This window comes from Lysinibacillus sp. NPDC048646 (assembly GCF_050272295.1).
Taxonomy (GTDB): Bacteria; Bacillota; Bacilli; order Bacillales_A; family Planococcaceae; genus Lysinibacillus.
In genome coordinates this window covers 78,988-100,539 of sequence record NZ_JBNNLZ010000009.1, presented here as the reverse complement: position 1 = coordinate 100,539, position 21,552 = coordinate 78,988, and the positions used below count along the sequence as shown (strand labels likewise).

At 37.1% G+C, this 21,552-nt stretch carries 20 protein-coding genes; 17 read left to right on the top strand and 3 right to left on the bottom strand.

The window, feature by feature from the left end; translation table 11 throughout:
• The first annotated feature begins 412 nt into the window (after positions 1–412).
• From asnB to ACQKII_RS12060, 4 genes are all read left to right on the top strand, one after another.
• Complete coding sequence (gene asnB, locus ACQKII_RS12075; protein ID WP_427459537.1) at positions 413–2,260, top strand: asparagine synthase (glutamine-hydrolyzing); 1,848 nt, start codon at positions 413–415, stop codon at positions 2,258–2,260.
• Between the two features lie 212 nt (positions 2,261–2,472).
• Positions 2,473–4,086, top strand: coding sequence for a putative polysaccharide biosynthesis protein (locus tag ACQKII_RS12070; RefSeq protein ID WP_427459535.1), 1,614 nt, complete (start codon positions 2,473–2,475; stop codon positions 4,084–4,086).
• Between the two features lie 8 nt (positions 4,087–4,094).
• Positions 4,095–4,808, top strand: a complete 714-nt coding sequence (locus tag ACQKII_RS12065; protein WP_427459533.1) for a pseudouridine synthase — start codon at positions 4,095–4,097, stop codon at positions 4,806–4,808.
• A gap of 212 nt (positions 4,809–5,020) precedes the next feature.
• Complete coding sequence (locus ACQKII_RS12060) at positions 5,021–6,526, top strand: GGDEF domain-containing protein (RefSeq protein ID WP_427459531.1); 1,506 nt, start codon at positions 5,021–5,023, stop codon at positions 6,524–6,526.
• 186 nt (positions 6,527–6,712) lie between these two features.
• Here the strand turns inward: ACQKII_RS12060 and ACQKII_RS12055 are convergent, their stop codons facing one another.
• On the bottom strand, positions 6,713–7,894 hold the full coding sequence (locus tag ACQKII_RS12055) for an MDR family MFS transporter (protein ID WP_427459529.1): 1,182 nt from the start codon (positions 7,892–7,894) through the stop codon (positions 6,713–6,715).
• 140 nt (positions 7,895–8,034) lie between these two features.
• Positions 8,035–8,256, bottom strand: a complete 222-nt coding sequence (locus ACQKII_RS12050) for a DeoR family transcriptional regulator (protein ID WP_010860244.1) — start codon at positions 8,254–8,256, stop codon at positions 8,035–8,037.
• 374 nt (positions 8,257–8,630) lie between these two features.
• Between ACQKII_RS12050 and ACQKII_RS12045 the strand changes: the two genes are divergently transcribed.
• The 8 genes from ACQKII_RS12045 (at position 8,631) to ACQKII_RS12010 (ending at position 16,935) form a co-directional block, all read left to right on the top strand.
• Entirely contained in the window at positions 8,631–8,855 is a 225-nt protein-coding gene (locus tag ACQKII_RS12045; RefSeq protein WP_427459527.1) for a hypothetical protein, read from the top strand.
• A gap of 58 nt (positions 8,856–8,913) precedes the next feature.
• The gene (gene pepV, locus ACQKII_RS12040; protein ID WP_427459525.1) at positions 8,914–10,320 is read left to right on the top strand and encodes a dipeptidase PepV; all 1,407 of its coding nucleotides are present in this window, start codon (positions 8,914–8,916) and stop codon (positions 10,318–10,320) included.
• 26 nt (positions 10,321–10,346) lie between these two features.
• Positions 10,347–11,201 (top strand): D-amino-acid transaminase, encoded by an 855-nt coding sequence (dat, locus tag ACQKII_RS12035; protein WP_427459523.1) that lies wholly within the window; start codon positions 10,347–10,349, stop codon positions 11,199–11,201.
• A gap of 161 nt (positions 11,202–11,362) precedes the next feature.
• The gene (locus ACQKII_RS12030; RefSeq protein WP_427459521.1) at positions 11,363–12,373 is read left to right on the top strand and encodes a nuclease-related domain-containing protein; all 1,011 of its coding nucleotides are present in this window, start codon (positions 11,363–11,365) and stop codon (positions 12,371–12,373) included.
• Positions 12,374–12,376: 3 nt separating this feature from the next.
• Positions 12,377–13,309, top strand: coding sequence for a diacylglycerol/lipid kinase family protein (locus ACQKII_RS12025; protein WP_427459519.1), 933 nt, complete (start codon positions 12,377–12,379; stop codon positions 13,307–13,309).
• Between the two features lie 100 nt (positions 13,310–13,409).
• Entirely contained in the window at positions 13,410–14,057 is a 648-nt protein-coding gene (trmB, locus tag ACQKII_RS12020) for a tRNA (guanosine(46)-N7)-methyltransferase TrmB (RefSeq protein WP_427459517.1), read from the top strand.
• A gap of 19 nt (positions 14,058–14,076) precedes the next feature.
• Positions 14,077–14,940: a YtnP family quorum-quenching lactonase gene (locus tag ACQKII_RS12015; protein ID WP_427459515.1), complete on the top strand. Its 864-nt coding sequence runs from the start codon at positions 14,077–14,079 to the stop codon at positions 14,938–14,940.
• A 768-nt stretch (positions 14,941–15,708) separates the two neighbouring features.
• Positions 15,709–16,935 (top strand): ATP-grasp domain-containing protein, encoded by a 1,227-nt coding sequence (locus tag ACQKII_RS12010; RefSeq protein ID WP_427459513.1) that lies wholly within the window; start codon positions 15,709–15,711, stop codon positions 16,933–16,935.
• 84 nt (positions 16,936–17,019) lie between these two features.
• Here the strand turns inward: ACQKII_RS12010 and ACQKII_RS12005 are convergent, their stop codons facing one another.
• On the bottom strand, positions 17,020–17,334 hold the full coding sequence (locus tag ACQKII_RS12005) for a hypothetical protein (RefSeq protein ID WP_427459511.1): 315 nt from the start codon (positions 17,332–17,334) through the stop codon (positions 17,020–17,022).
• Between the two features lie 164 nt (positions 17,335–17,498).
• Here ACQKII_RS12005 and ACQKII_RS12000 point away from each other — a divergent pair, with 164 nt between their 5' ends.
• From ACQKII_RS12000 to ytpR, 5 genes are all read left to right on the top strand, one after another.
• Complete coding sequence (locus ACQKII_RS12000; protein WP_427459509.1) at positions 17,499–18,575, top strand: M42 family metallopeptidase; 1,077 nt, start codon at positions 17,499–17,501, stop codon at positions 18,573–18,575.
• Between the two features lie 59 nt (positions 18,576–18,634).
• Positions 18,635–19,156, top strand: a complete 522-nt coding sequence (locus tag ACQKII_RS11995) for a DUF84 family protein (protein ID WP_427459507.1) — start codon at positions 18,635–18,637, stop codon at positions 19,154–19,156.
• A 94-nt stretch (positions 19,157–19,250) separates the two neighbouring features.
• On the top strand, positions 19,251–19,769 hold the full coding sequence (locus ACQKII_RS11990; RefSeq protein ID WP_427459505.1) for a hypothetical protein: 519 nt from the start codon (positions 19,251–19,253) through the stop codon (positions 19,767–19,769).
• Positions 19,770–19,989: 220 nt separating this feature from the next.
• On the top strand, positions 19,990–20,814 hold the full coding sequence (locus ACQKII_RS11985) for a DUF1444 domain-containing protein (RefSeq protein WP_427459503.1): 825 nt from the start codon (positions 19,990–19,992) through the stop codon (positions 20,812–20,814).
• Positions 20,811–21,425 carry a YtpR family tRNA-binding protein gene (gene ytpR / locus ACQKII_RS11980; protein WP_427459501.1) on the top strand — a complete coding sequence of 205 codons (615 nt, stop codon included), beginning with the start codon at positions 20,811–20,813 and terminating at the stop codon, positions 21,423–21,425. Before ACQKII_RS11985 ends, ytpR begins: the two co-directional genes overlap by 4 nt.
• The last annotated feature ends 127 nt before the right edge of the window (positions 21,426–21,552 follow it).

The window sequence follows — 21,552 nt, the reverse complement described above, 5'->3', positions numbered from 1 at the left end:
TCTTTTCATTTTTAGGAATCTTTTCTATTATACATGAAGTCTATATAGAGGGCGGCTTCTTTACATTGAAAATTAAACGAAAGTGTTTTATAATTTTTTATTCCGTACTAACGTGCGCTAAGATTTCTAGATGTATACGAAAGACAAGCGCCTGTAAGTACCCGATTGCTTTAGGCCAACAGATGTTTTTTGTGCGAAAGTGTAGTGCTAACGTAGCGGCAGCAACATAATGTTGGTCACTTAGTAGGCTTAGTCACAGGACGTGGCGTATTTAGCCTAAGTTCCGAAAATATCGGTGGAGAAATCCCCATCGATTAAAATTTAACTTTATCTGCAATGACAGCATGAAATGAACGCTTTTTCGTGCTATGATGATAAAGGTTATGCACTAAATTATGAGGTGAAAAAATAGATGTGCGGATTTATAGGATATATTAATGGAACAAATGTGATTGATCATCACCAAACAATTGAAAATATGATGAATACTATTATTCACCGCGGTCCAGATAGCGGTGGTATTCATAGTGACGATAAAGTAACGTTGGGCTTCCGTCGTTTAAGTATTATCGACTTATCTGATGTGGCAAATCAACCACTTTACAGTGCGGATGGCAATATCGTTCTCGTATTTAATGGAGAAATTTTTAACTTTCAAGATCTACGTGCAGACCTTATTGCAAAAGGTTACACGTTTAAAACACAATCTGATAGTGAAGTGATTATTTACGGTTATGTTGAGTATGGCGTTGATTTTGTAAAACAGCTTCGCGGTATGTTCGCATTCTGTATTTGGGATAAAAAGAATGATTTGCAATTCATCGCTCGTGACGGCTTTGGTATTAAACCATTGTACTATACAGAAAATACGACTGATGGCACATTCATTTTCGGATCAGAGATAAAATCGTTTTTGCCACACCCAGCATTCATGAAAGAATTAAATAAAAATGCCCTACGCCCTTATTTAACTTTCCAGTATTCTTCAATGGATGAAACATTCTTTAAAGGTGTGTACAAGTTACCACCTGCACACTATATGCTTATTAAAAATGGTCAAAAGCAAATTGTGCAATACTGGGATAAAAAATTCCATGCAAAAGAAGCGACGATTGAAAAATATGTGGAAGACATCCGCACAACGGTGAAAGAATCTGTAGAAGCGCATCAAATTAGTGATGTGAAAGTTGGTTCTTTCCTATCGGGTGGGATTGACTCTAGTTATATTACGGCATTGCTACGTCCAGACAAATCTTTTTCTGTTGGATTCTCTGACTATGAAGATATGTTCAATGAAACAAACTTAGCAAAAGATTTATCGGATACATTAAACATTCAAAACGAACGTAAATATATTTCTGCAGATGAATGTTTTGCAGCATTACCGAAGATTCAATGGCATATGGACGAGCCACAATCAAACCCATCTTCTGTACCGCTCTACTTCCTCTCCGAACTAGCATCGAAGGATGTGACAGTTGTACTTTCAGGTGAAGGCGCAGATGAAATTTTTGGTGGCTACTCTTGGTACCAAAATTCAGGCAGAATGCAACAATACGAAAAAGTTCCTTTTGGGCTTCGTAAAGCGTTACGTGGTATGGCAGAGATGCTACCGAAAAACCAGTATACACATTTCCTTGTAAAAGGTGGTCAAACAGTAGAGGAACGCTTCATTGGGGAAGCTGTCGTTTGGGATGAGGATGATGCATTAAACGTGTTAAAACCTGATTACAAAAACGGTCCATCTGTTCAAACTATTACAAAACGTATTTATGACGAAGTACCTGGTGACGATGATGTCACAAAAATGCAGTATTTAGATTTAAATCTATGGATGCCTGGTGATATTTTATTAAAGGCTGATAAAATGAGTATGGCGCATTCAATTGAATTACGTGTACCATTTTTAGATAAAGAAGTGATGGAGTTGGCAAAAAATATTCCATCAAGATATCGAGTCAATGATATTGATACGAAATATGTTCTTCGACAAGCAGCGCATCAGGAACTGCCTGAGGAATGGGCTAAACGTCCAAAGCTTGGATTCCCAGTACCAATTCGTCACTGGTTACGTGAAGAAAAATACTATAATATGGTGAAAGACATGTTTACAACTGACTTTGCCAATGAATTTTTCGATACTACGCAATTAGTTGGTTATTTAGATGAGCACTACGAGGGGAAAGCTAATCGTGGTCGCTATATTTGGACAGCCTATGTGTTCTTAGTATGGTATAAACAATTTTTCGTGGATATGTAATAGAGAAGTAGCTGTTCAAAAAGTCTTTATGATTTTTTGAACCGCTATTTTTTTAGCAGATTTAAAATAAAGACTTGCAAAAATATTTCAATGTATTTATGCGACTGTTTTCCTATAAATATGTTAAGATAACAGTTGGTTTTATTTTGTCTTAGAAAAATATATTTTTAGTTCAAAAAAAAGTTTGATTTTACAATGAATGGATGGATACGATGTCCAATTTAATGAAAGGTACTGCGATATTAACAATGGGGATGTTTTTATCAAAGGTTCTCGGATTAATTTATATTTTTCCGTTTTATGCGATTGTTGGCGAGGAAAACATCGCGTTGTATCAATATGCATACATTCCCTATTCGATCATGTTGGCAGTAGCCATCTCTGGTGCACCTATTGCTGTATCCAAATTTGTCTCTAAATACAATGCCATGGGTGATTATCAATCAGGTCGTAAGCTCATGAAGTCGGGCATACTGATTATGATGATAACAGGCTTTGCCTCCTTTATTGCGCTCTTTTTACTGGCAACACCAATTGCGGGGCTGGTTATAAAAAGTGATGAACAGGCATTTTCAGTCGAGCAAATTGCTTCTGTCATTCGTTGGGTCAGCTTTGCGCTAATTGTTGTACCGTTCATGAGCTTATGGCGAGGCTTCTTTCAAGGGTATGACAAAATGCAGCCGACTGCAGTTTCGCAATTAGTGGAGCAAATTGTTCGAATTGTCGTGTTATTAGGTGGCTCATTCTTAGTCGTAGTTGTTTTTAATGGAAAACCACAAACAGCGATTTCCTTTGCAGTATTTGCAGCATTTATTGGCGCAATCGGTGGTTTAATCGTCTTGTATTATTACTGGAAAAAATATCAGCCAGAATTTAATGCGCTGCGCAGTCAAAGTGTAACTTCTACGCAACTGCCAATGACGGATATTTATAAAGAAGTGATTACGTATTCGATTCCAATGGTATTTGTTGGAATAGCTAATCCACTATTTCAGCTTGTGGATATGTTAACTTTTAACGGAGCAATGGCTTCTATTGGCTTAGCGGAAGTGACAGATAAGTATCTATCAATGATTAACTTTACGACGCATAAAGTGGTGATAATACCTGTTATGCTAGCAACAGGTTTTTCTATGGCTTTAGTGCCAACGATAACGAAATACTTTACGCAAGGTGAGTATTTATCGTTACGTCATGCGATGGATAAAACATATCAATTATTAATTTTCATTACATTACCAGCTGTTGTTGGGATTTCCTTATTAGCGAATGAAATTTACTTTATGCTTTATTCAGAAAGTGAAATGGGTGCCAATATTTTAGCGCACTATGCTCCTGTGGCTATATTATTTGCGTTATTCCAAGTAACAGCGGCACTTTTGCAAGGTATCGACTTCCAAAAGTGGATTGTTTTCAGTTTACTGTCAGGCATTTTTGTAAAGTTAGCACTCAACATTCCACTGATTCGTTGGATGGAGGCAGATGGTGCAATACTTGCAACAGCAATTGGTTACGGTGCATCTATTGTTATTAATATATTAGTACTTAAGAAAACGCTTAACTATAAATCAGATATGGTAGTACGTCGTGTCATACTAATTTCTCTTTTAACAGTGGCGATGGCCGTAAGTGTATTAATCGTTCATAAACTTTTAGAGTTTTTAATGGGACCAGTGGATGGAAAATTCTCAGCGTTAGTTTATTCTGTTATTTGTGCTACAGTAGGAATTTCAGTTTATGGTTTTTTATCATTACGAATTGGCTTAGCACAAAAACTTCTTGGAGAACGGTTGACAAGAATTACAAGCAAACTGGGCTTTAAATAGGAGGAATTATGCGTTTAGATAAATTACTGGCAAACATGGGCTACGGCTCGCGTAAGGAAGTTAAGCAGCTCCTGAAGCAAAAAGCAGTGACAGTAGATGGCACATATGTGAAGGATGCGGCAATGCAAGTTGACCCTGAAAAGCAGGACGTCTCTGTTTACGGTGAACGTGTTGTATACACAGAGTTTGTTTACTATATGATGAATAAGCCGCCAGGGGTTATTTCTGCGACGGAAGATTTACGTGATGAAACGGTCATTGATTTATTAGAGCCAGTACATCAGCATTTTCAACCATTTCCAGTTGGTCGTTTAGACAAAGATACAGAAGGCTTATTACTGCTGACAAATGACGGTGTTTTAGCTCATAATTTATTGTCTCCTAAAAAACATGTACCAAAGGTGTATTATGCACTGATAGAAGGTATTGTAACAGAGGCGGACGGAGAGGTATTCGCTCGTGGTGTTGAGCTTGACGATGGCTATATAACAAAACCTGGTGAGCTCGTTATTTTAAAGTCTGCTCAACAATCAGAAATTGAGTTAACGATTCAAGAAGGCAAATTTCATCAGGTGAAACGTATGTTTGAAGCGGTGGGTAAACGTGTTACATACTTAAAACGCCTTTCGATGGGAAACTTAAAATTAGATGAAAACCTAGAATTAGGTGCCTATCGTGAGCTGACTATTGAAGAATTAGCTTCCTTGCAAAATACAGATTAAACAAGTCCTCGGTACTATACGATATATAGTACCGGGTTTTTTTTATACATATTACATATTTATCCCGATAACTGTATAATAGGATATATAAATAAAATTTTTTTATTTAATTTATTGATTCGACGAGACCACTCGTGACTAGAGGTTCAAGGCACGATAAATGTTTAATGTTCTGAAAAAAATGATAAGGAAAATGACTAGAGGATAAGTAAATGAAAAAACTGCGTATAAAATTATTACTGTCTTTGATTGCCTTTGCATTAATACTTGTTGCCGTAATTTCTTACGTAAACAGACAAATACTAGTGGCAGATATTGAGAAACAGGTAGCCATTAATCGAACATTAATTGAAAATCATATTCTCACTGATATGCAAACTGTAGATAATGCGCATTTTTATTTTGATAAAGATATCTCTGATAAGATGGAACAAGAGCTGCGAGAATTATCCAAATATTATGAAGAAAATCCAAATATTTCTACATGGGATTTACAAAAAATGAAAAAAGAGCATGGAATGGACATATACATATTGAATCAAACGAATACCGTTATCTATACGACATTTAAACACGATAAAGGATTGGATTTTTTAAGCTGTTGTGAACGCTTTTCTGCTTTATTGGATAAGCGAAGAGAAAGTGGGGAATTTTACACAGATGGTATTGATGTTTCAACGACAACAGGGGAATATCGTAAATTTAGCTACTTAGCAACACCTGACAAAAAATACTTACTAGAGATCGGCATTAAATTAAATGAATTTCCTATTTTTCAAACATTCAATTTTGAAAAAACCGCACAATATTTAGTTGAAAAATATGATGATTTGCTGCAAGTGCAAACAATTGGTCCAGGGGGCGTTTTTTTTGCTCACGCACAATCTAAACGCATTACTGTGAAAAATCAATCGCAAACGTTTCAGGATTATTATAAGCGTGCTAAACAAACGATGCAGTCGACTGAATATCAAAAAAAGTTAAAGAACGGCTATATAGAGACGTATCGTTTTTTACCTTATGAGGCTGAAACAGTTCGAGGTGAATCTACCAAACGGGTCATCTCTGTGAAATATGATAATCATGCGGAAATAGTAGCCCTAACGAAAAATACCAAGCAGTTTAGGATATTACTCATGATTGCATTAATTACGTCCTTTATCATGCTGTTAGTGATTAATGCTCTGCTGTCTAAAACAATTCAATTAGCAACTTATGACCCATTAACAAGTGTATATAATCGTGCCACCTACATTAGCAAGATGGACAATATTTTGAAAAAAAGAAAAGCGAATAAGCCAGCTTTATTACTAATAGATTTAGATAATTTTAAGCAAGTAAACGATCAATTCGGTCATGCAGAAGGTGATAGGATACTTATAGAAACAGCAAAAATTTTGAATCTAGAGGTGAAAAAGAAAGGATTTGTTGTAAGGTTTGGTGGTGATGAGTTTGCCGTTGTGTTATACGATAGCGAAGAAAATCAATTGGAACAATTAGCAAATTCTATTTTGGAGAAAATTCGTCAAATAAAATATGAAGATGTCAACATACAAAGTTGGTCTGTTCTGTCGGTGAGTATGGGCAGCGCAATTTGTGGAGAAATGAATGAATCTGAAATAAGCTTATTTGAAAGGGCTGATAAAGCACTATATCACTCGAAGAACGCAGGTAAAGATCGATACTCAAGATATAATGAAGTTGCTGCAGGGCAATAAGAAATGATGGCGTATAGCAAATAATTATATCTACTTGGTCAGTTAATCTCTTATAAAAATATAGAATTTCGGATTTGTAAACTAATATTGGTTATTTACATGTAATTCGCAACATTCCAGCGGGACAATGGGTCAAGTAAGACCTCACGGATTGCCCGCGGAACGTGAGCGAATTTTTTTTGCATTTTAATTTTTTTGGGGAGATTGCTCTGATTTCGTTTTGTAAAAAAAAGAACTACATAAAACAAGTATAGCAATAACAGTAAATATAGCATCAATATAATGAGTGAGTAGCCAACCACCAATGATTGGACCTATAAAGCCACCTAAATTTTTGAATTGTGACGCACCTAAATAAGTTGCTTTTTGTGTATCAGGTGCAATGTTATCAATCATGACATTCATTGTAGGGAAGGCGAAAATTTCACCGATTGTAAATAGTATCATCGCTGCTATAAAAAATGGATAATTATTTGAGGCGCCAAATAATATAAGACCAACTGCAAAGAAAAGAATACCTACAAGAAGTGTTGCTCTCGATGAAAAACGCTCCGATAGGATACTAATCGGTAACTGCAGTAATAAGACAACCGCAGCATTCAATGAAATAAGTAAGGAATAGAGCTTGGCACCATCTTCAATTTTCAACTCAATTAATTGAGGAAGTGTTGAATCAAATTGGGAGTACCCAATATTTATTAATATCGCACCAGAAATAAAGCTAAGGAGCACACGATTTGTTAAGAGAATCGTGAAGGTTTGTAAGATCTTTGTTGGCGTTGCTGCTTTTTGTTGCTGCATTGTATAGCGATTCAACACGAAAAATAAAAATATGGCATAAACGATATACATGGCACCTGTCAGTATAAACGGGATGCTAGGACTAGATAGTTTAGCAATATATACACCAATAACAGGACCTATAACTGCTGCTATATTAATAGCTGTATAGCGCAATGAAAATAGTCTTTTTCGTTTGTCTGCTGGCGTGAAGTCAATCATTAGCGCTTGTGTCGAAGGCTCAAAAAATGAGCGACATAAACCATTTAAGGCGTTTAATGCGACAAAGAGCCAAATAGTATGAGCAGTAGCGAAACCGAAGAAAACGATGCTCCAGACAACAACCGTTAGCAAAATAACACTTTTCCTACCGAAGCGATCTGTTAAATAACCGCCAAAGAAGCCCCCTACTGTGGAAATTAACGGAGCAATTCCGATTGTCGGTCCAATCTGTAAAGGTGTAGCGTCAATTTCATTATGTAGATAAATAGCTAAAAAAGGCATCGCCATAAAGCTTGCAATGCGCGTAAAAACAGTTCCACCTAAAATAATCCATACAAGCGGGTGAAACAACTTGGACAGTTTCATACAAAATCCTCCTCTCAACATGTAGAATGTTACGAGTGTAACGGATTGTAAAGAGACTGTAAATAGCAAAAAAAGAATGACCCCGACGAAAGGTCATTCCTTTTCTCATACAAAAATGCTTTACGCTTTAGGCGTAAAAACTAAGACGTCATTTTTACTTTTTTACTCGTCGTTGTCCATTTGCCTCGACTTGGACTCATCACCAAATCGTTAAAGGCTAACACGTTCAAATCTCTTTGAACGGTGCGAGGAGTGATGCTAAACTCTTCGACTAAATCCTGTGTAGACACGGTTCCTTTGTCTAAAATAAACATGTACACGTCTTTAATACGATTAAGCATTCGATCAGTAGTTGGTTTCATAAATGAACCACTCCTTCATCTTAATTCTCTTGGCAAAGACTAGCGGACGACAATATGTGCGGAGTGCACTTAGGCTCTTAAGTTGCTGCCTTAGACATCCCCTTTTCTAATTTTTATGCTCAGAACGATTATTCTGATAACTTCATTATATAAAAAAACTAGCTGTTTTTCTAGTGAATACGATTGAAATTTACAAATCATACACAAAGTTTATACTGTATTTTGTGGGAATTAGTGAAATAGATGCTATATGTGGTAGTGTTAGATAAATATATCTTCATTCAGCAAATGTTTTTTTCGAAAGCGTAGCGGCAGATACAGAAGACGCCCACCTCTGAAGGTGGTGAGATGAAAGCTAATGTGGTTCCTTTTCAGTGGATGTCCAAACACCTACTGAAATAGAGGAACTCAGTCTAAGAACGCCACGTCCTGTGGCAATTTATCTGTGCGAAAGCGACAGCAACACGGTTTTATCTGTGCGAAAGCGACAACAACAACAACAACAACAACAACAACAACACACGACTGTGCCTGCACAATTCAAAATCCGGACGCAATTACGCCACGGCGAAATTGCTAGACGATTATTAGAAAGCTGATTGTAATTTTTAGTGTAAAGAGTAGAATAATCTTATTATACTAGAGGAGGTACATATAATGGATTGGTTACAGGCTGCAAAAGAAAGACAAGATGAGTTAGTACAGGAGCTGCAGGAGCTTGTGCAAATTAATAGTGTACTGGATGAAACGACAATAACTACCGAAGTACCTTTTGGTGAAGGACCGTTAAATGCTCTTGAATGGTTATTAGCAAAAGGTCAATCTGAAGGACTAGAGACAAAAAATGTTGATAATTATGCCGGACATATACAAATGGGTCAGGGTGAGGATTTACTTGGTATCTTATGTCATGTAGATGTTGTGCCAGTTGGTGATGAAGCGAACTGGACATACCCACCTTTTAGTGGCACGGTTGCAGATGGTAAGTTATTTGCCCGGGGTGCTATAGACGATAAAGGCCCAACGATCGCAGCTTGGATGGCGATGAAGCTAGTAAAAGATGCAGGTATTCAACTAAACAAACGTATACGTATGATTATCGGTACGGATGAAGAGACAGGCTTCCGCTGTGTCGACCACTACTTTAAAAATGAGGAAATGCCAGCAATCGGTTTTGCACCAGATGCAGATTTCCCGCTCATTAATGCAGAAAAGGGCATCGCAGAGCTTGTGTTTTCACAAAATAATATAGGGGATGCATCAAAAGAACAGCTACTACTATTTAATGCTGGGAAGCGCCCAAATATGGTACCAGATTGTGCAGTAGCGACAATTCAATTCGTTTCTTCACAATTGGAACAGAATTTTCAAACATTTTTAAGCAAAAATCAGCTAGAAGGCTCTTTATTAATGGATGGTTCTCACTATATAATAACTATCAAAGGGAAAGCAGCTCATGCAATGGAGCCTGAAAAAGGCATCAATGCGGCTGTTTATCTTGCAGCATTTTTACAACAAGAGCTGACAACAGAGGTAAGTATGCAATTTGTTGACTTTGTGACAAAGGTATTTCATCATGATCATTATGGTCACGCCCTTGCCTTACAGTTTGAGGACGAAATGTCCGGTAAAACGACCTTAAATCCTGGTATTGTAAGCTATGATGTGACCAAAGGTAGCAAAATAGTCATTAGCATGCGCTACTCTGTAACGTATCCATTTGATGAAAAAATGACAGAAGCGCAACGCTTAGCTGCAGAAAAAGGATTTTCTCTGGATATTCAAGATGACTCAAAACCTCATTTTGTGAGTGAAGATGAACCATTAATCCAAACGCTAGCTAGTGTCTATCGACGCCATACTGGAGATTACGAAACACCCCTACTATCAACTGGTGGTGGTACGTATGCACGCGTCATGAAAAAAGGTGTCGCTTTCGGTATGCTATTCCCTGGCGAGCCAGATGTAGCACACCGTGCGGATGAATACGTTATTGTTGAAAACTTAGTGAAAGCTGCAGCTATTTACGCAGAAGCAATTGTTGAACTTGCAGGGCAAAAATAACTCGAAAATGAAAAGGATGAATGAACATGGCATACTCATTATTGAATGATCAAATCGTTGAAGAAGGATCGATTGTAGTATCACCAGAAGACCGTGGTTACCAATTTGGTGACGGCATTTATGAAGTAATCAAAGTATATAACGGAAATATGTTCACAGCACAAGAGCATATTGATCGTTTCTATGCCAGTGCCGAAAAAATTCGACTTGTCGTTCCTTATACAAAAGACGTTTTACACAAATTATTACACGATTTAATTGAAAAAAATAACTTAGACACAGGTCATGTGTACTTTCAAATTACGCGTGGTACGAATTCTCGTAACCATATCTTCCCGGATGCGAGTGTACCAGCTGTCTTAACAGGTAATGTGAAATTTGGCGAGCGTTCAATCGAAAATTTCGAAAAAGGTGTAAAAGCAACATTAGTGGAAGATATCCGCTGGTTACGTTGTGACATCAAATCTTTAAATTTACTTGGCGCTGTACTTGCGAAACAAGAAGCATCTGAAAAAGGTTGCTACGAAGCGATTTTACACCGCGGTGAAACTGTCACAGAATGTTCGTCTGCCAATGTTTATGGTATTAAAGATGGTAGACTTTATACGCACCCAGTAAATAACTACATCTTAAATGGCATTACACGTCAAGTTATTTTAAAATGTGCAACAGAAATTGGTTTACCAGTCATTGAAGAGCCGATGACAAAAGGCGACCTATTGACAATGGATGAAATCATTGTGTCTTCTGTATCTTCAGAAGTGACGCCAGTTATCGATGTAGATGGCAATAAAATTGGTGCTGGTGTTCCTGGTGAATGGACACGCAAATTACAAAAAGCATTTGAGGCAAAATTACCAATTTCAATCGAAGCGAAATAAGCGTTAGTCGTTAAAAAGTGCTACTCTAAACCTTGGTTATGAACCAAGGTTTTAGGTGGTTCTTTTTTTATAGAGCAAAATATGGATGTTTTCTCCTGAAACGTCATGTAAAATAAAAAGATGATGATTTACATGGGCAGTAAGATTGGAGTGACCTTAAAATGGCACAATTAGTGAAGATACAAGATTATGTTTCACGTTATCAAATTGATTTAGCTAGATATCCAACACAATTTGTACGGTTAAAAAAAAATCAATGGGAACGTGTTAAACGACAATGGGCGTCGGGAGAGGAAATTAGTGAGTGGCAGCATGTCGACAATGACACAGAAAATGAGCCATTCGAGGAAAAAGTACGCTTCTCGTTATTCAGAAAAATTTTTACTGGTCGTCAGAAGGAAGATATAAAAGAAGATATTGAGCAGATAGAGGTAACGAATGAGTTCGTGAATGAGGAAGATTTTATTCCGGAAGAGGAAACGACGTTAACCTTTGAGCCAAAAATAGTGTATGCACCGCAGTCTATTCACGAATTGAAGCGGATGTTCATCGACCAATTTTTCCATTTCCAAATGAAATGGGCAAGCTCAACTTTGCGAGAAAAATCGTATGTCGATCCTCGATTTATGCGTGACTCTTTATTACGTACATTACTGCAAAATTTACCGGATAATTATTTAGTGTTTTATTATCCTATTTTACAGGTGCGAAAAGCCCCAATCGAACTCGATGTTGTTTTAATGTCACCAACAGAATGTATTTGTATTACAGTGCTTGAAGCAGAAAATCAAGCGGTGTATGTAGGCAGTAGTGAACGATTTTGGGTGAAAAAAGTTGGGACAAAGGATTTTAAAATACTCAATCCTATGATTAATTTAAGCCGTATGGAATCGGTTTTAACACAGTTATTTAAACAAGATCAGCTAGATATGCCCATTCGAAAAGTTGTGTTAACACGGAATGGCTATTTCGACTATCCGGGATCGTCCTTTAGTATACAATTTGTGGATCACCGCAATTATGGGGATTGGATGCAACAGTTGAAAAAGGTATCCTCCCCTATGAAGCATATGCAAATTCGTGCAGCACAAACGATTTTAAATAATGTACAAACGACGTCCTTTAATCGTGATATTTGGCAACAGACATCACAGCCATCAGCTGAGGATTAACATATGCATGTATTATTTATTATAAATGAGGCAGCTGGTAATGGGAAAGGAAAGAAAGTTTGGCACCGTCTGCAACAACATTTAACCATAGACTATGAAGTTGCCTTCACAGAATACGAAGGGCATGGACTGGAAATTGCAAGGCATTGGGCACATGGCGCACAGACAAAAAAGCTCATCGTCATTGTCGGTGGGGATGGCACGATTCATGAAGTTGTCAGCGGTGTCGTACATAATGACTTTATGGTTATTGGCGTTGTACGCGCGGGCTCAGGGAATGATTTCGCACGATATTTCCCGATATTTCGAAATGCTAAACAAATTGAGACCTATGTACAATCTGAATTAGCCGAAATTTCGATGGATATAGGAATGATTCAGTTTGGAACAATGCAACATGAACTATTTGTAAATAATGCAGGTATTGGATTCGATGCATTTATTACAAAGCACATTAATAAGTCACGTCTTAAATATTATCTCAATAAAATAGGGCTCGGCAAACTCTCCTATGCAGCTGCTGTTGTTAGAGGATTATTTAATTTTGAGCGCTTTAATGTGACAGTTCGTACTAACGATCAAGAGTGGCATTTTAAGCAGGCATGGTTTGTCACTATGAGTAATCATCCCTATTTTGGTGGTGGCATGAAAATTTCACCTATGTCTAAACCCGACGATGGAAAAATTGAAGTGACGATTGTTCACGGCATTTCACGTTTGAAATTACTATTTGTTTTCGCGACTGTTTTTTTTGAGAAGCATACTAAGTTTAAAGAAATTACTTTTTTGCAAAGCAATCAATTTGAGATTATCGTGGGCTCTGACAAAATTGATAGTCATACAGATGGTAACTATATAGGTGTGATTGAACAGGGTATGGCTATTCATTGTGGAGTCAAACAGAATGCATGGAAGACGATGACTTTGGATAATTGAAGAAATGTCATTTCGCAATAATTTTATGCGAAATTGATGGTTTTACGTTATACTATAAAAAATCAATAAATAATTACCCAGAAGGAAATGAGGAAGAAAATTGAGATTAAGAAATAAGCCTTGGGCAGAGGAAATGATTACAAGTCATCCAGAGGTGATCATTCCAAATCCTGAAGACTTTAAAGGAAATTGGCAGGCTGTTTTCGGCAATGACAACCCGCTGCATATTGAGGTGGGTACAGGGAAAGGGCAATTTGTGACAGGGATGGCCTTACAGAACCCGAATATCAACTATATTGGTATAGAGCTTTATGATAGTGTGATAGTTTGTGCACTAGAAAATATTTTAGAGGTGAAATCTCCAGCGAATTTACGCTTATTAAAAGTAAATGGCGCGGATTTATATAAATTTTTCGAGAAAAACGATGTAGAGTGCGTGTATTTGAATTTCTCAGATCCTTGGCCTAAACTTCGCCATGCAAAGCGTCGTCTAACGCATGAGGGTTTTTTGAAATTATATGAGTCGATTTTAGTTGATAATGGGGAAGTCCATTTTAAAACGGATAACCGTGGTTTGTTTGAGTATTCGTTAATTAGTATGTCTGAATATGGCATGTTGTTGAAGTATGTATCACTCGACCTACATGCGAATATGCCTGAGGATAATATTATGACAGAATATGAGCAGAAATTTTCTGCTAAGGGGCAGCCGATTTATCGTCTAGAATCACAGTTCATCACAAAATAGTTTTCTAGGGGGAGTATGGATGGATCAATTACAGTTTCACAATATGTCATTAACATGGCTAAACGGGGGTGTCACTTGCCTTGATGGCGGTGCAATGTTTGGTGTTGTACCAAAGCCGCTTTGGTCACGCAAATATCCAGTTAATGATAAAAATCAAGTCGAATTACCGACAGAGCCTATCTTAATTCAATATGAAGGTAAAAACTATATGATTGATACAGGAGTCGGTTTTAACAAGTTAAACGAAAAGCAATTACGTAACTATGGTGTAACAGAGGAATCAACATTGGCTGATAGCTTACATGAACTTGGATTAACGACTGCGGATATTGATGTTGTGTTAATGACACATTTGCATTTTGATCATGCTGGTGGTTTAACGCAGTGGGAAGGTGATGTTTTAGTACCTACATTTCCAAATGCAAAAATATATGTGACGAAGATTGAATGGGATGAAATGCGTGAGCCGAATATCCGCTCGAAAAACACGTATTGGAAAGAAAACTGGGAGCCAGTACAGCACTTAGTGGAAACCTATGAGGGTACATTACAAGTAACACCAGGTATCGAGATGATCCATACAGGTGGCCATAGTAATGGACATGCTATCATTAAATTAACACAAAACGATGAAGTACTATTGCATATGGCAGACATTATGCCAACACACGCTCATCAGAATCCATTATGGGTGTTAGCATATGACGATTATCCAATGACGAGTGTATTTGCCAAAGAGCGTATTATGAAAGAAGCATTAGAGAATGGCTACAGTTTTATTTTCTATCATGATGCGTATTACCGTATGATGAAATGGGATGCTACAGGCAAAGAAATTGTAGATAAGTTAGAACGTAGCAGACAAGCTGTCATTACATTTTAAAAAGTAAAACGTGTGAACCTTAAGTGTTCATACGTTTTTTTCTGTTTAGAAAGCTTTAGATTTATGTGTACTGTACTTAGGGTATAGTTGTTATTTAGGCTAAAGTATTACACTCTCAAGGTCGCTTACTTCCTTTGTGGAATTCTAATTTTCACTTCGTACTTGCAAGCGAGTGGGCGACTGTATAAAAGTGCTTTAGCCCATGATGCAGTGATTATAGCAAATCATTTCATAATTGGTGAAAAAGTGAAGAAAAAATTATTTCTGTATTATTCAGCTATTTGAAAACGTCTACTTTCTGATTATTGATTACATCCGCTAATCACCAATATTAGTATACACTATTCTGAATATTTCGCATTGACCGGTTAATCGGAAATTAATATACTGAGATAACATCAAAAGCGAGTTTGATTGTCAGAAGTGTTATTTTACTACGTATCTTCTCAATGAAATTCAAATGGATTACATCCGATGATTATAAAGTAAATTATAAATAAACGAATCGACAAACATTTTCTCATAAAAATGAATACCTGGCTCCCTGTTTTGGGTACATGTATATCTTTTGAATCTGTCCACGAACGAGCGCCGAGCATCCGCCAACCTAGCTTCGTACCCCTGTCTCGTTGATGCTGCAGGCGTTTCATGCTGCCACGCTCATATCGTAGGCTTTTAAAAAATCTTTTGGGCTTTTTTTTCGTGAACATTTTGGAAAATATGATACACTAAAACTATACTAAAACACAAAAGAGAGTTGAAATAGCAATGGCAACTGAGCAACCATTTTTACCAGTATTATTAGGATCAGATATGAATGCATATGGCATGGCACGCGCGTTTTACGAAGCATACGGCATTAAACCACTTGTATTAGGACGTTCACATTTAACAGCTACACAGGATAGCCATATCCTTGATTTTCAAGAAATCGATCGTCTAAATGAACAGGACGTATTTGCACCTGCACTGGCAGAAGTGGCAAAAAAATATGCTGATAAAAATTTACTGCTACTTGCTTGTGGTGATGATTATGCAAAACTAATCATCAAAAACAAACCAGCATTACAGGAGCATTTTACAGTACCATATATCGACGAATCGTTAATGGATGAAATTTTACTAAAAGAAAACTTCTATAAAATGTGTGAGAAGTATAATTTTAAGTATCCAGGAACGACAACAGTGACAGCAGAAAACTATCAATCCTTCACACCACCGTTTGAGTATCCAATTATTTTAAAGGCTTCGAACTCAGTGGAATATTGGGCTTGTACATTTCCAGGAAAGAAAAAAGTTTTCATAGCACATGATGAAGCAGAAAAAACAGCAATTTTAAAAGCAATCTATAGTTCATCCTACCAAGATACAATGATTATTCAAGAGTTTATCCCTGGCGATGATTCTTATATGCGTGTATTAAATGCGTATGTAGGAAAAGATGGCAAAGTGAAGTTGATGTGCCTTGGCAATCCTATTTTGGAAGAGCATTCTCCAGAAGGCATTGGTAGTTATGCAGCAATCGTCACAACATATGATAAAGAATTAATGGACCAGGTTCGCTTCTTCTTAGAGGATATCGGCTATTCTGGTTTTGCAAATTTTGATATGAAATACGATATACGTGACAAACAGTATAAGCTGTTTGAAATTAATTTGCGCAATGGCCGTTCAAGTTATTATGTAACGGCCAGTGGACATAATTTAATGAAATATGTAGCGGACGATCATATGTTAAATGTTGAACAACAAGTAACCTATGTAGAGGACAAGCATTTGTGGATGATTATTCCTAAAGGTGTACTATTCAAATACGCATCAAATGAAAAACTTAAGCTGGAAGCGCGAAAATTGATTCGTGAGGGGAGATATACGAACTCACTGTACTTTAATGAGGATATGAATGCAAAGCGTTGGGTGAAACTGACGTTAAATAATTTAAACTACTACCGTAAATACAAAAAGTATTTTAATAATAAAGGACTTTCTGAGTAAAATGAAAAAAAGGGGCTGACTCAACATTTGAGGCATCCCCTTTTCTGCGCAAATACGGCAAAAAGATTATTTTTCGTGTGAAGTTTATACTTCAGTTAGTTCAACAACAACGCCCGAGCGAGCGTCTGCAGCGAATTCGAATGTTTGCATTTCACCATCATGCATGCGTGAAATACCACCACGATAAACAGGAATTGTCATGAAACCATTTGTAAAATCATCTGTTTTCATATAAATCCACGAACCGTCTATCGGTGCATCCTTTTTAAATTCTTTTTTTATGTTTTCAAGTACTTGTCCAGCAGGCACATACGGAGAAACTTTTTCACTTGCTTCTTTAATAATGACTGCGGCGGCTAGGCCTGTTGCAACACCAATTAAAAAATCACGTAATTTCATGGCTTTATCCTCCTTTTCCTATAACTTCATTTTATCATAGCACAGAGAGTGAATGCACGTTCATACATGGGGACTTTTATGAAATTTATCAATATTTCGACTTCAAAAATAAATGTGATACAATAGCAAGGAAGAAAATTCTACTTCGTGGGGAGAGAGTCATCATGAATGAGGAAACATTACAATTATTTAAAACATTAACAGAGTTACCAGGTGCACCGGGTAATGAGCATGCAGTTCGCGCGTTCATGCGATCTGAGTTGGCGAAATACTCTGATGAAATCATTCAAGATAATTTAGGTGGTATTTTTGGGGTAAAGCATAGTGACGTAGCTGATGCACCGAAAATCTTAGTAGCAGGTCATATGGATGAAGTGGCATTTATGGTCACATCGATTACAGACAACGGCATGATTCGCTTCCAAACGTTAGGCGGCTGGTGGAATCAAGTAATGCTTGCACAGCGTGTTGAAGTATTTACAAAAAATGGTCCTATCCCTGGGGTTGTTTCATCGATTCCACCTCATTTACTTACAGATACTGAACGAGCAAAACCAATGGATATGAAAAATATGCTGATAGATGTTGGAGCCGACAGTAAAGAAGATGCTATTGCAATTGGTGTTCGTCCAGGTCAATCAATCATTCCTGTATGTCCATTTACACCGATGGCTAATCCTAAGAAAATTATGGCTAAAGCTTGGGATAACCGATATGGCTGTGGACTAGCTGTTGAATTAATGAAAGAAGTGAAGAATGAAAAACTAGCTTGTCATTTATATTCCGGTGCTAATGTGATGGAAGAGGTTGGACTACGAGGTGCTCAAGTATCAGCAAATATGATTAAACCCGATTTATTCTTTGCTTTAGATGCTTCACCTGCAAATGATGTATCTGGCGATAAAAATCAATTTGGGCAGCTTGGTAAAGGTACGTTACTACGAATACTTGATCGTTCAATGGTAACGCATCGTGGAATGCGTGAGTTCATTTTAGATATAGCGGAATCTAATCATATCCCATATCAATATTTTGTATCACAAGGTGGTACGGATGCTGGTCGTGTGCACACAGCAAATGATGGGGTTCCAAGTGCTGTAATTGGGGTGTGTTCACGCTATATTCATACCTCTGCATCAATAATTCATATCGATGACTACGCTGCAGCAAAAGCATTAATTGTAGAATTAGTGAAAAAAGCAGACCGTTCGACATTAGAGACGATTCACGCTAATGTATAAAGTAAAATGAAAGATGCCTTTTATGGCATCTTTTTCTATGTGTGGAAAGAGGGATTTTTATGGACATAGCAATTGGTACAACGAATAAAGCAAAAACGCAGGCAGTTGAAGTTATCGTTAAACAATATTTTGAAAAAGTTGTTTTTGCATATGTCAAAGCTGCCTCTGAAGTATCTGATCAACCTATAACTACAGAAGAAACACGACAAGGTGCGATGAATCGTGCCAAAAATACATTACATGCTACAGGTGCAACCTTATCTTTTGGTCTTGAAGGTGGTGTCACTGAAATTGATGGTGATATGTATGTCTGTAACTGGGGTGCTCTTGTCTTAGCTGATGGAACAATTTTTACGGCTGCTGGTGCGCAAATTATATTACCAAAAGAAATTGCCCAGGAAATAAGAGCTGGGAAGGAGCTTGGTCCCGTTATGGAAGCATACACAAAGCGTCTAGATATTCGCCAAGGTGCTGGGGCTGTAGGTGTTTTTACGCAAGGATTAGTGAGCCGGCAGTCTATGTTTGAGCATATTGTCGCGCTGTTAGTTGGACAATATTTGTTCACATTAGCAGCTAGATAGTGTCTTTGAACTAGTGACAATGGAGCAGAGTAGTTGCAACTTTACTAGAATTTTTTTAAAATAAAAAAAAGTTAGCAATGAAAGGAAGATAGAAATGTCTCGTAAGTGGCTACAAGCGTTGAGTTTAATGCTTTTAATTTTGGGGCTTTCTGGCTGTAATCAATCTGTCGACAAACAAATTGCAAATGGGCTCGAAATAACGGAAACTGTTTTTGCAGAGAAGCCAGAAGAACATACAGATAAAATTGGAGATATTCAATTATTTTTACCGACTAAATTTAAAATCGAGGACAGTTCAGATAAATATAATATTTTAATATCTAAGGGAAAGGAATCTTATATTCTTTTCATCAATGATCGGGAAGATTCAGACAGCAAACTTTATTATAATTTACTAAAAGAAGACAGCTCAAAAGAAATTATCAAAGAGAATACTTATGAAAAGGATGATAGTTTCGGTTTTTCAGCTATCTCTAACACAGAAAAAGATGATGAATTCGAGTTAATTGTTAGTAGTGGTGGTGTGAAAATGACGACCATTTCACAGGCCAAAAATATTGAAGATAATCTACTTGAGATGACGGAAATCGTTCATTCGGTTAAGATTAAATAATTGCATAGTTTTGAACAAGACGGTTCACAAACATGTGAGCCGTTTTACTTTGAACTTTATACAATGGGTGTACTAAAGCTTGTTGAATAAAATTCAAGCCGCCATACTAAAGTTTTACGGAAATGATCGACATCGTGTCGAACCTCGTGCGGCCTATGTCCGAACCAAAATCCGTACGCATTTATGCTGAGATCTATTTGATAGAAAGGACGTAAACTAAGTGAAGCAAATAAAATCAGAGCAACTTGTGTCGCTATTAAAAAAACAGTTAAATGAGCAAATATTTGATTTTGAATTTGATAAAAAGCATGATAAATTGCGCTTAAATCATAAAAAAATAGGGAAAGGAATGGACCTTTCTTTACCAGGTATTATCGCGAAATATGGTGAAAAGCAAGAGGTGGCAATCAATGAAGTTGTTTATACAATTGAGCAAACCTTTATGGCAATGGAACAGGAGATGGAACAAGGCTTCCAAACAGCTACACAAATTTACCCAGTGATCCGTGCTACATCTTATCCACAAGCATCAAAAGAGGGGCATGCATTTATCACTACGGAGCATACCGCAGAAACACGGATTTTTTATGCACTTGATTTAGGAAAAACATATCGCTTTATTGATGAGTCAATGCTAGAGGTACTAAAATTGACAGTAGAGCAAATTCGCGAACTGGCACGTTTTTCTGTCAAGCAATTACCGACCGTCTATAAGAAAGATGAAGTGGCTGGAAATGTCTTTTATTTTGTTAATGCCAACGATGGCTATGATGCAAGTCGTATTCTAAATGAAAGCTTTTTAAAAGAAATGCGTGCACAAATTGAGGGGGATATGACGATATCTGTTCCCCATCAAGATGTATTAATACTTGGTGATATTCGTAATGAAACAGGGTATGATGTATTAGCACAGATGACAATGCATTTCTTTTCTGTAGGAACAGTACCGATTACATCGTTATCATTTATTTATGAAGATGGGGAATTAGAACCAATCTTTATTTTAGCGAAAAACAGAGTGAAAAAGGAGCAAGAAGAACAATGAATGTATTTTACAACAAAGAGCATGTAGGAGACGTATTATTAGTGCAGTTAGCGACAGAGGCTATAGTCAAAACAGAGGTTGAGCGTGCTGGTGATATTGCTATTTTAAGAGAAGCACAAACAGGAGAAATTAAAGCTTTTAATTTGTTTAATGCCAGCAATTATGTACAAACAGAGTCACGAGGTGTTGTGGAAGTGACACCAGAATTTGTAGCACAACTTGAAGCTGCTATTGCGAAGAATGGTGCTACAATTAGTCTTGATGTTGATTTCTCTCCAAAATTCGTGGTTGGCTATGTAGAAACAAAGGAAAAGCATCCAAATGCTGATAAATTAAGTATTTGCACTGTAAATGTAGGTGAAAAGAACTTACAGATTGTTTGTGGTGCACCGAATGTTGAAGCTGGTCAGAAAGTAGTAGTTGCTAAAATTGGAGCAGTTATGCCTTCTGGTATGCTCATTAAAGAAGGTAATTTACGAGGAGTTGATTCATTCGGAATGTTATGTTCGGCTCGAGAATTAGCGATTCCAAATGCGCCGTCTGAAAAAGGGATTTTAGTGTTACCAGAAGAAGCGGAAATTGGCAGTGCTTTTGAAACGCCAACTCGTTAAAAGTATATTGTATATTCAAAAATCGTTACGTTACCAATGTTGCTGGTGACGTGACGATTTTTTTGTGAAGGTTGGGCCTATAAATGCAAGTTTCTATAACACTTTTATGGTATGCTTTTTTATATAG

What these genes read in the sequence shown, in the direction of transcription:
- ACQKII_RS12055 (WP_427459529.1), bottom strand. Translation starts at nt 7,894, where the DNA reads ATGAAACTGTCCAAGTTGTTTCACCCGCTTGTATGGATTATTTTAGGT.
- ACQKII_RS12005 (WP_427459511.1), bottom strand. Translation starts at nt 17,334, where the DNA reads ATGAAATTACGTGATTTTTTAATTGGTGTTGCAACAGGCCTAGCCGCC.
- ACQKII_RS11995 (WP_427459507.1), top strand. Translation starts at nt 18,635, where the DNA reads ATGGACATAGCAATTGGTACAACGAATAAAGCAAAAACGCAGGCAGTT.
- ACQKII_RS12065 (WP_427459533.1), top strand. Translation starts at nt 4,095, where the DNA reads ATGCGTTTAGATAAATTACTGGCAAACATGGGCTACGGCTCGCGTAAG.
- ACQKII_RS12070 (WP_427459535.1), top strand. Translation starts at nt 2,473, where the DNA reads ATGTCCAATTTAATGAAAGGTACTGCGATATTAACAATGGGGATGTTT.
- ACQKII_RS12010 (WP_427459513.1), top strand. Translation starts at nt 15,709, where the DNA reads ATGGCAACTGAGCAACCATTTTTACCAGTATTATTAGGATCAGATATG.
- ytpR (WP_427459501.1), top strand. Translation starts at nt 20,811, where the DNA reads ATGAATGTATTTTACAACAAAGAGCATGTAGGAGACGTATTATTAGTG.
- ACQKII_RS12015 (WP_427459515.1), top strand. Translation starts at nt 14,077, where the DNA reads ATGGATCAATTACAGTTTCACAATATGTCATTAACATGGCTAAACGGG.
- ACQKII_RS11990 (WP_427459505.1), top strand. Translation starts at nt 19,251, where the DNA reads ATGTCTCGTAAGTGGCTACAAGCGTTGAGTTTAATGCTTTTAATTTTG.
- ACQKII_RS12060 (WP_427459531.1), top strand. Translation starts at nt 5,021, where the DNA reads ATGAAAAAACTGCGTATAAAATTATTACTGTCTTTGATTGCCTTTGCA.
- pepV (WP_427459525.1), top strand. Translation starts at nt 8,914, where the DNA reads ATGGATTGGTTACAGGCTGCAAAAGAAAGACAAGATGAGTTAGTACAG.
- ACQKII_RS12030 (WP_427459521.1), top strand. Translation starts at nt 11,363, where the DNA reads ATGGCACAATTAGTGAAGATACAAGATTATGTTTCACGTTATCAAATT.
- ACQKII_RS12025 (WP_427459519.1), top strand. Translation starts at nt 12,377, where the DNA reads ATGCATGTATTATTTATTATAAATGAGGCAGCTGGTAATGGGAAAGGA.
- ACQKII_RS12000 (WP_427459509.1), top strand. Translation starts at nt 17,499, where the DNA reads ATGAATGAGGAAACATTACAATTATTTAAAACATTAACAGAGTTACCA.
- ACQKII_RS12050 (WP_010860244.1), bottom strand. Translation starts at nt 8,256, where the DNA reads ATGAAACCAACTACTGATCGAATGCTTAATCGTATTAAAGACGTGTAC.
- asnB (WP_427459537.1), top strand. Translation starts at nt 413, where the DNA reads ATGTGCGGATTTATAGGATATATTAATGGAACAAATGTGATTGATCAT.
- dat (WP_427459523.1), top strand. Translation starts at nt 10,347, where the DNA reads ATGGCATACTCATTATTGAATGATCAAATCGTTGAAGAAGGATCGATT.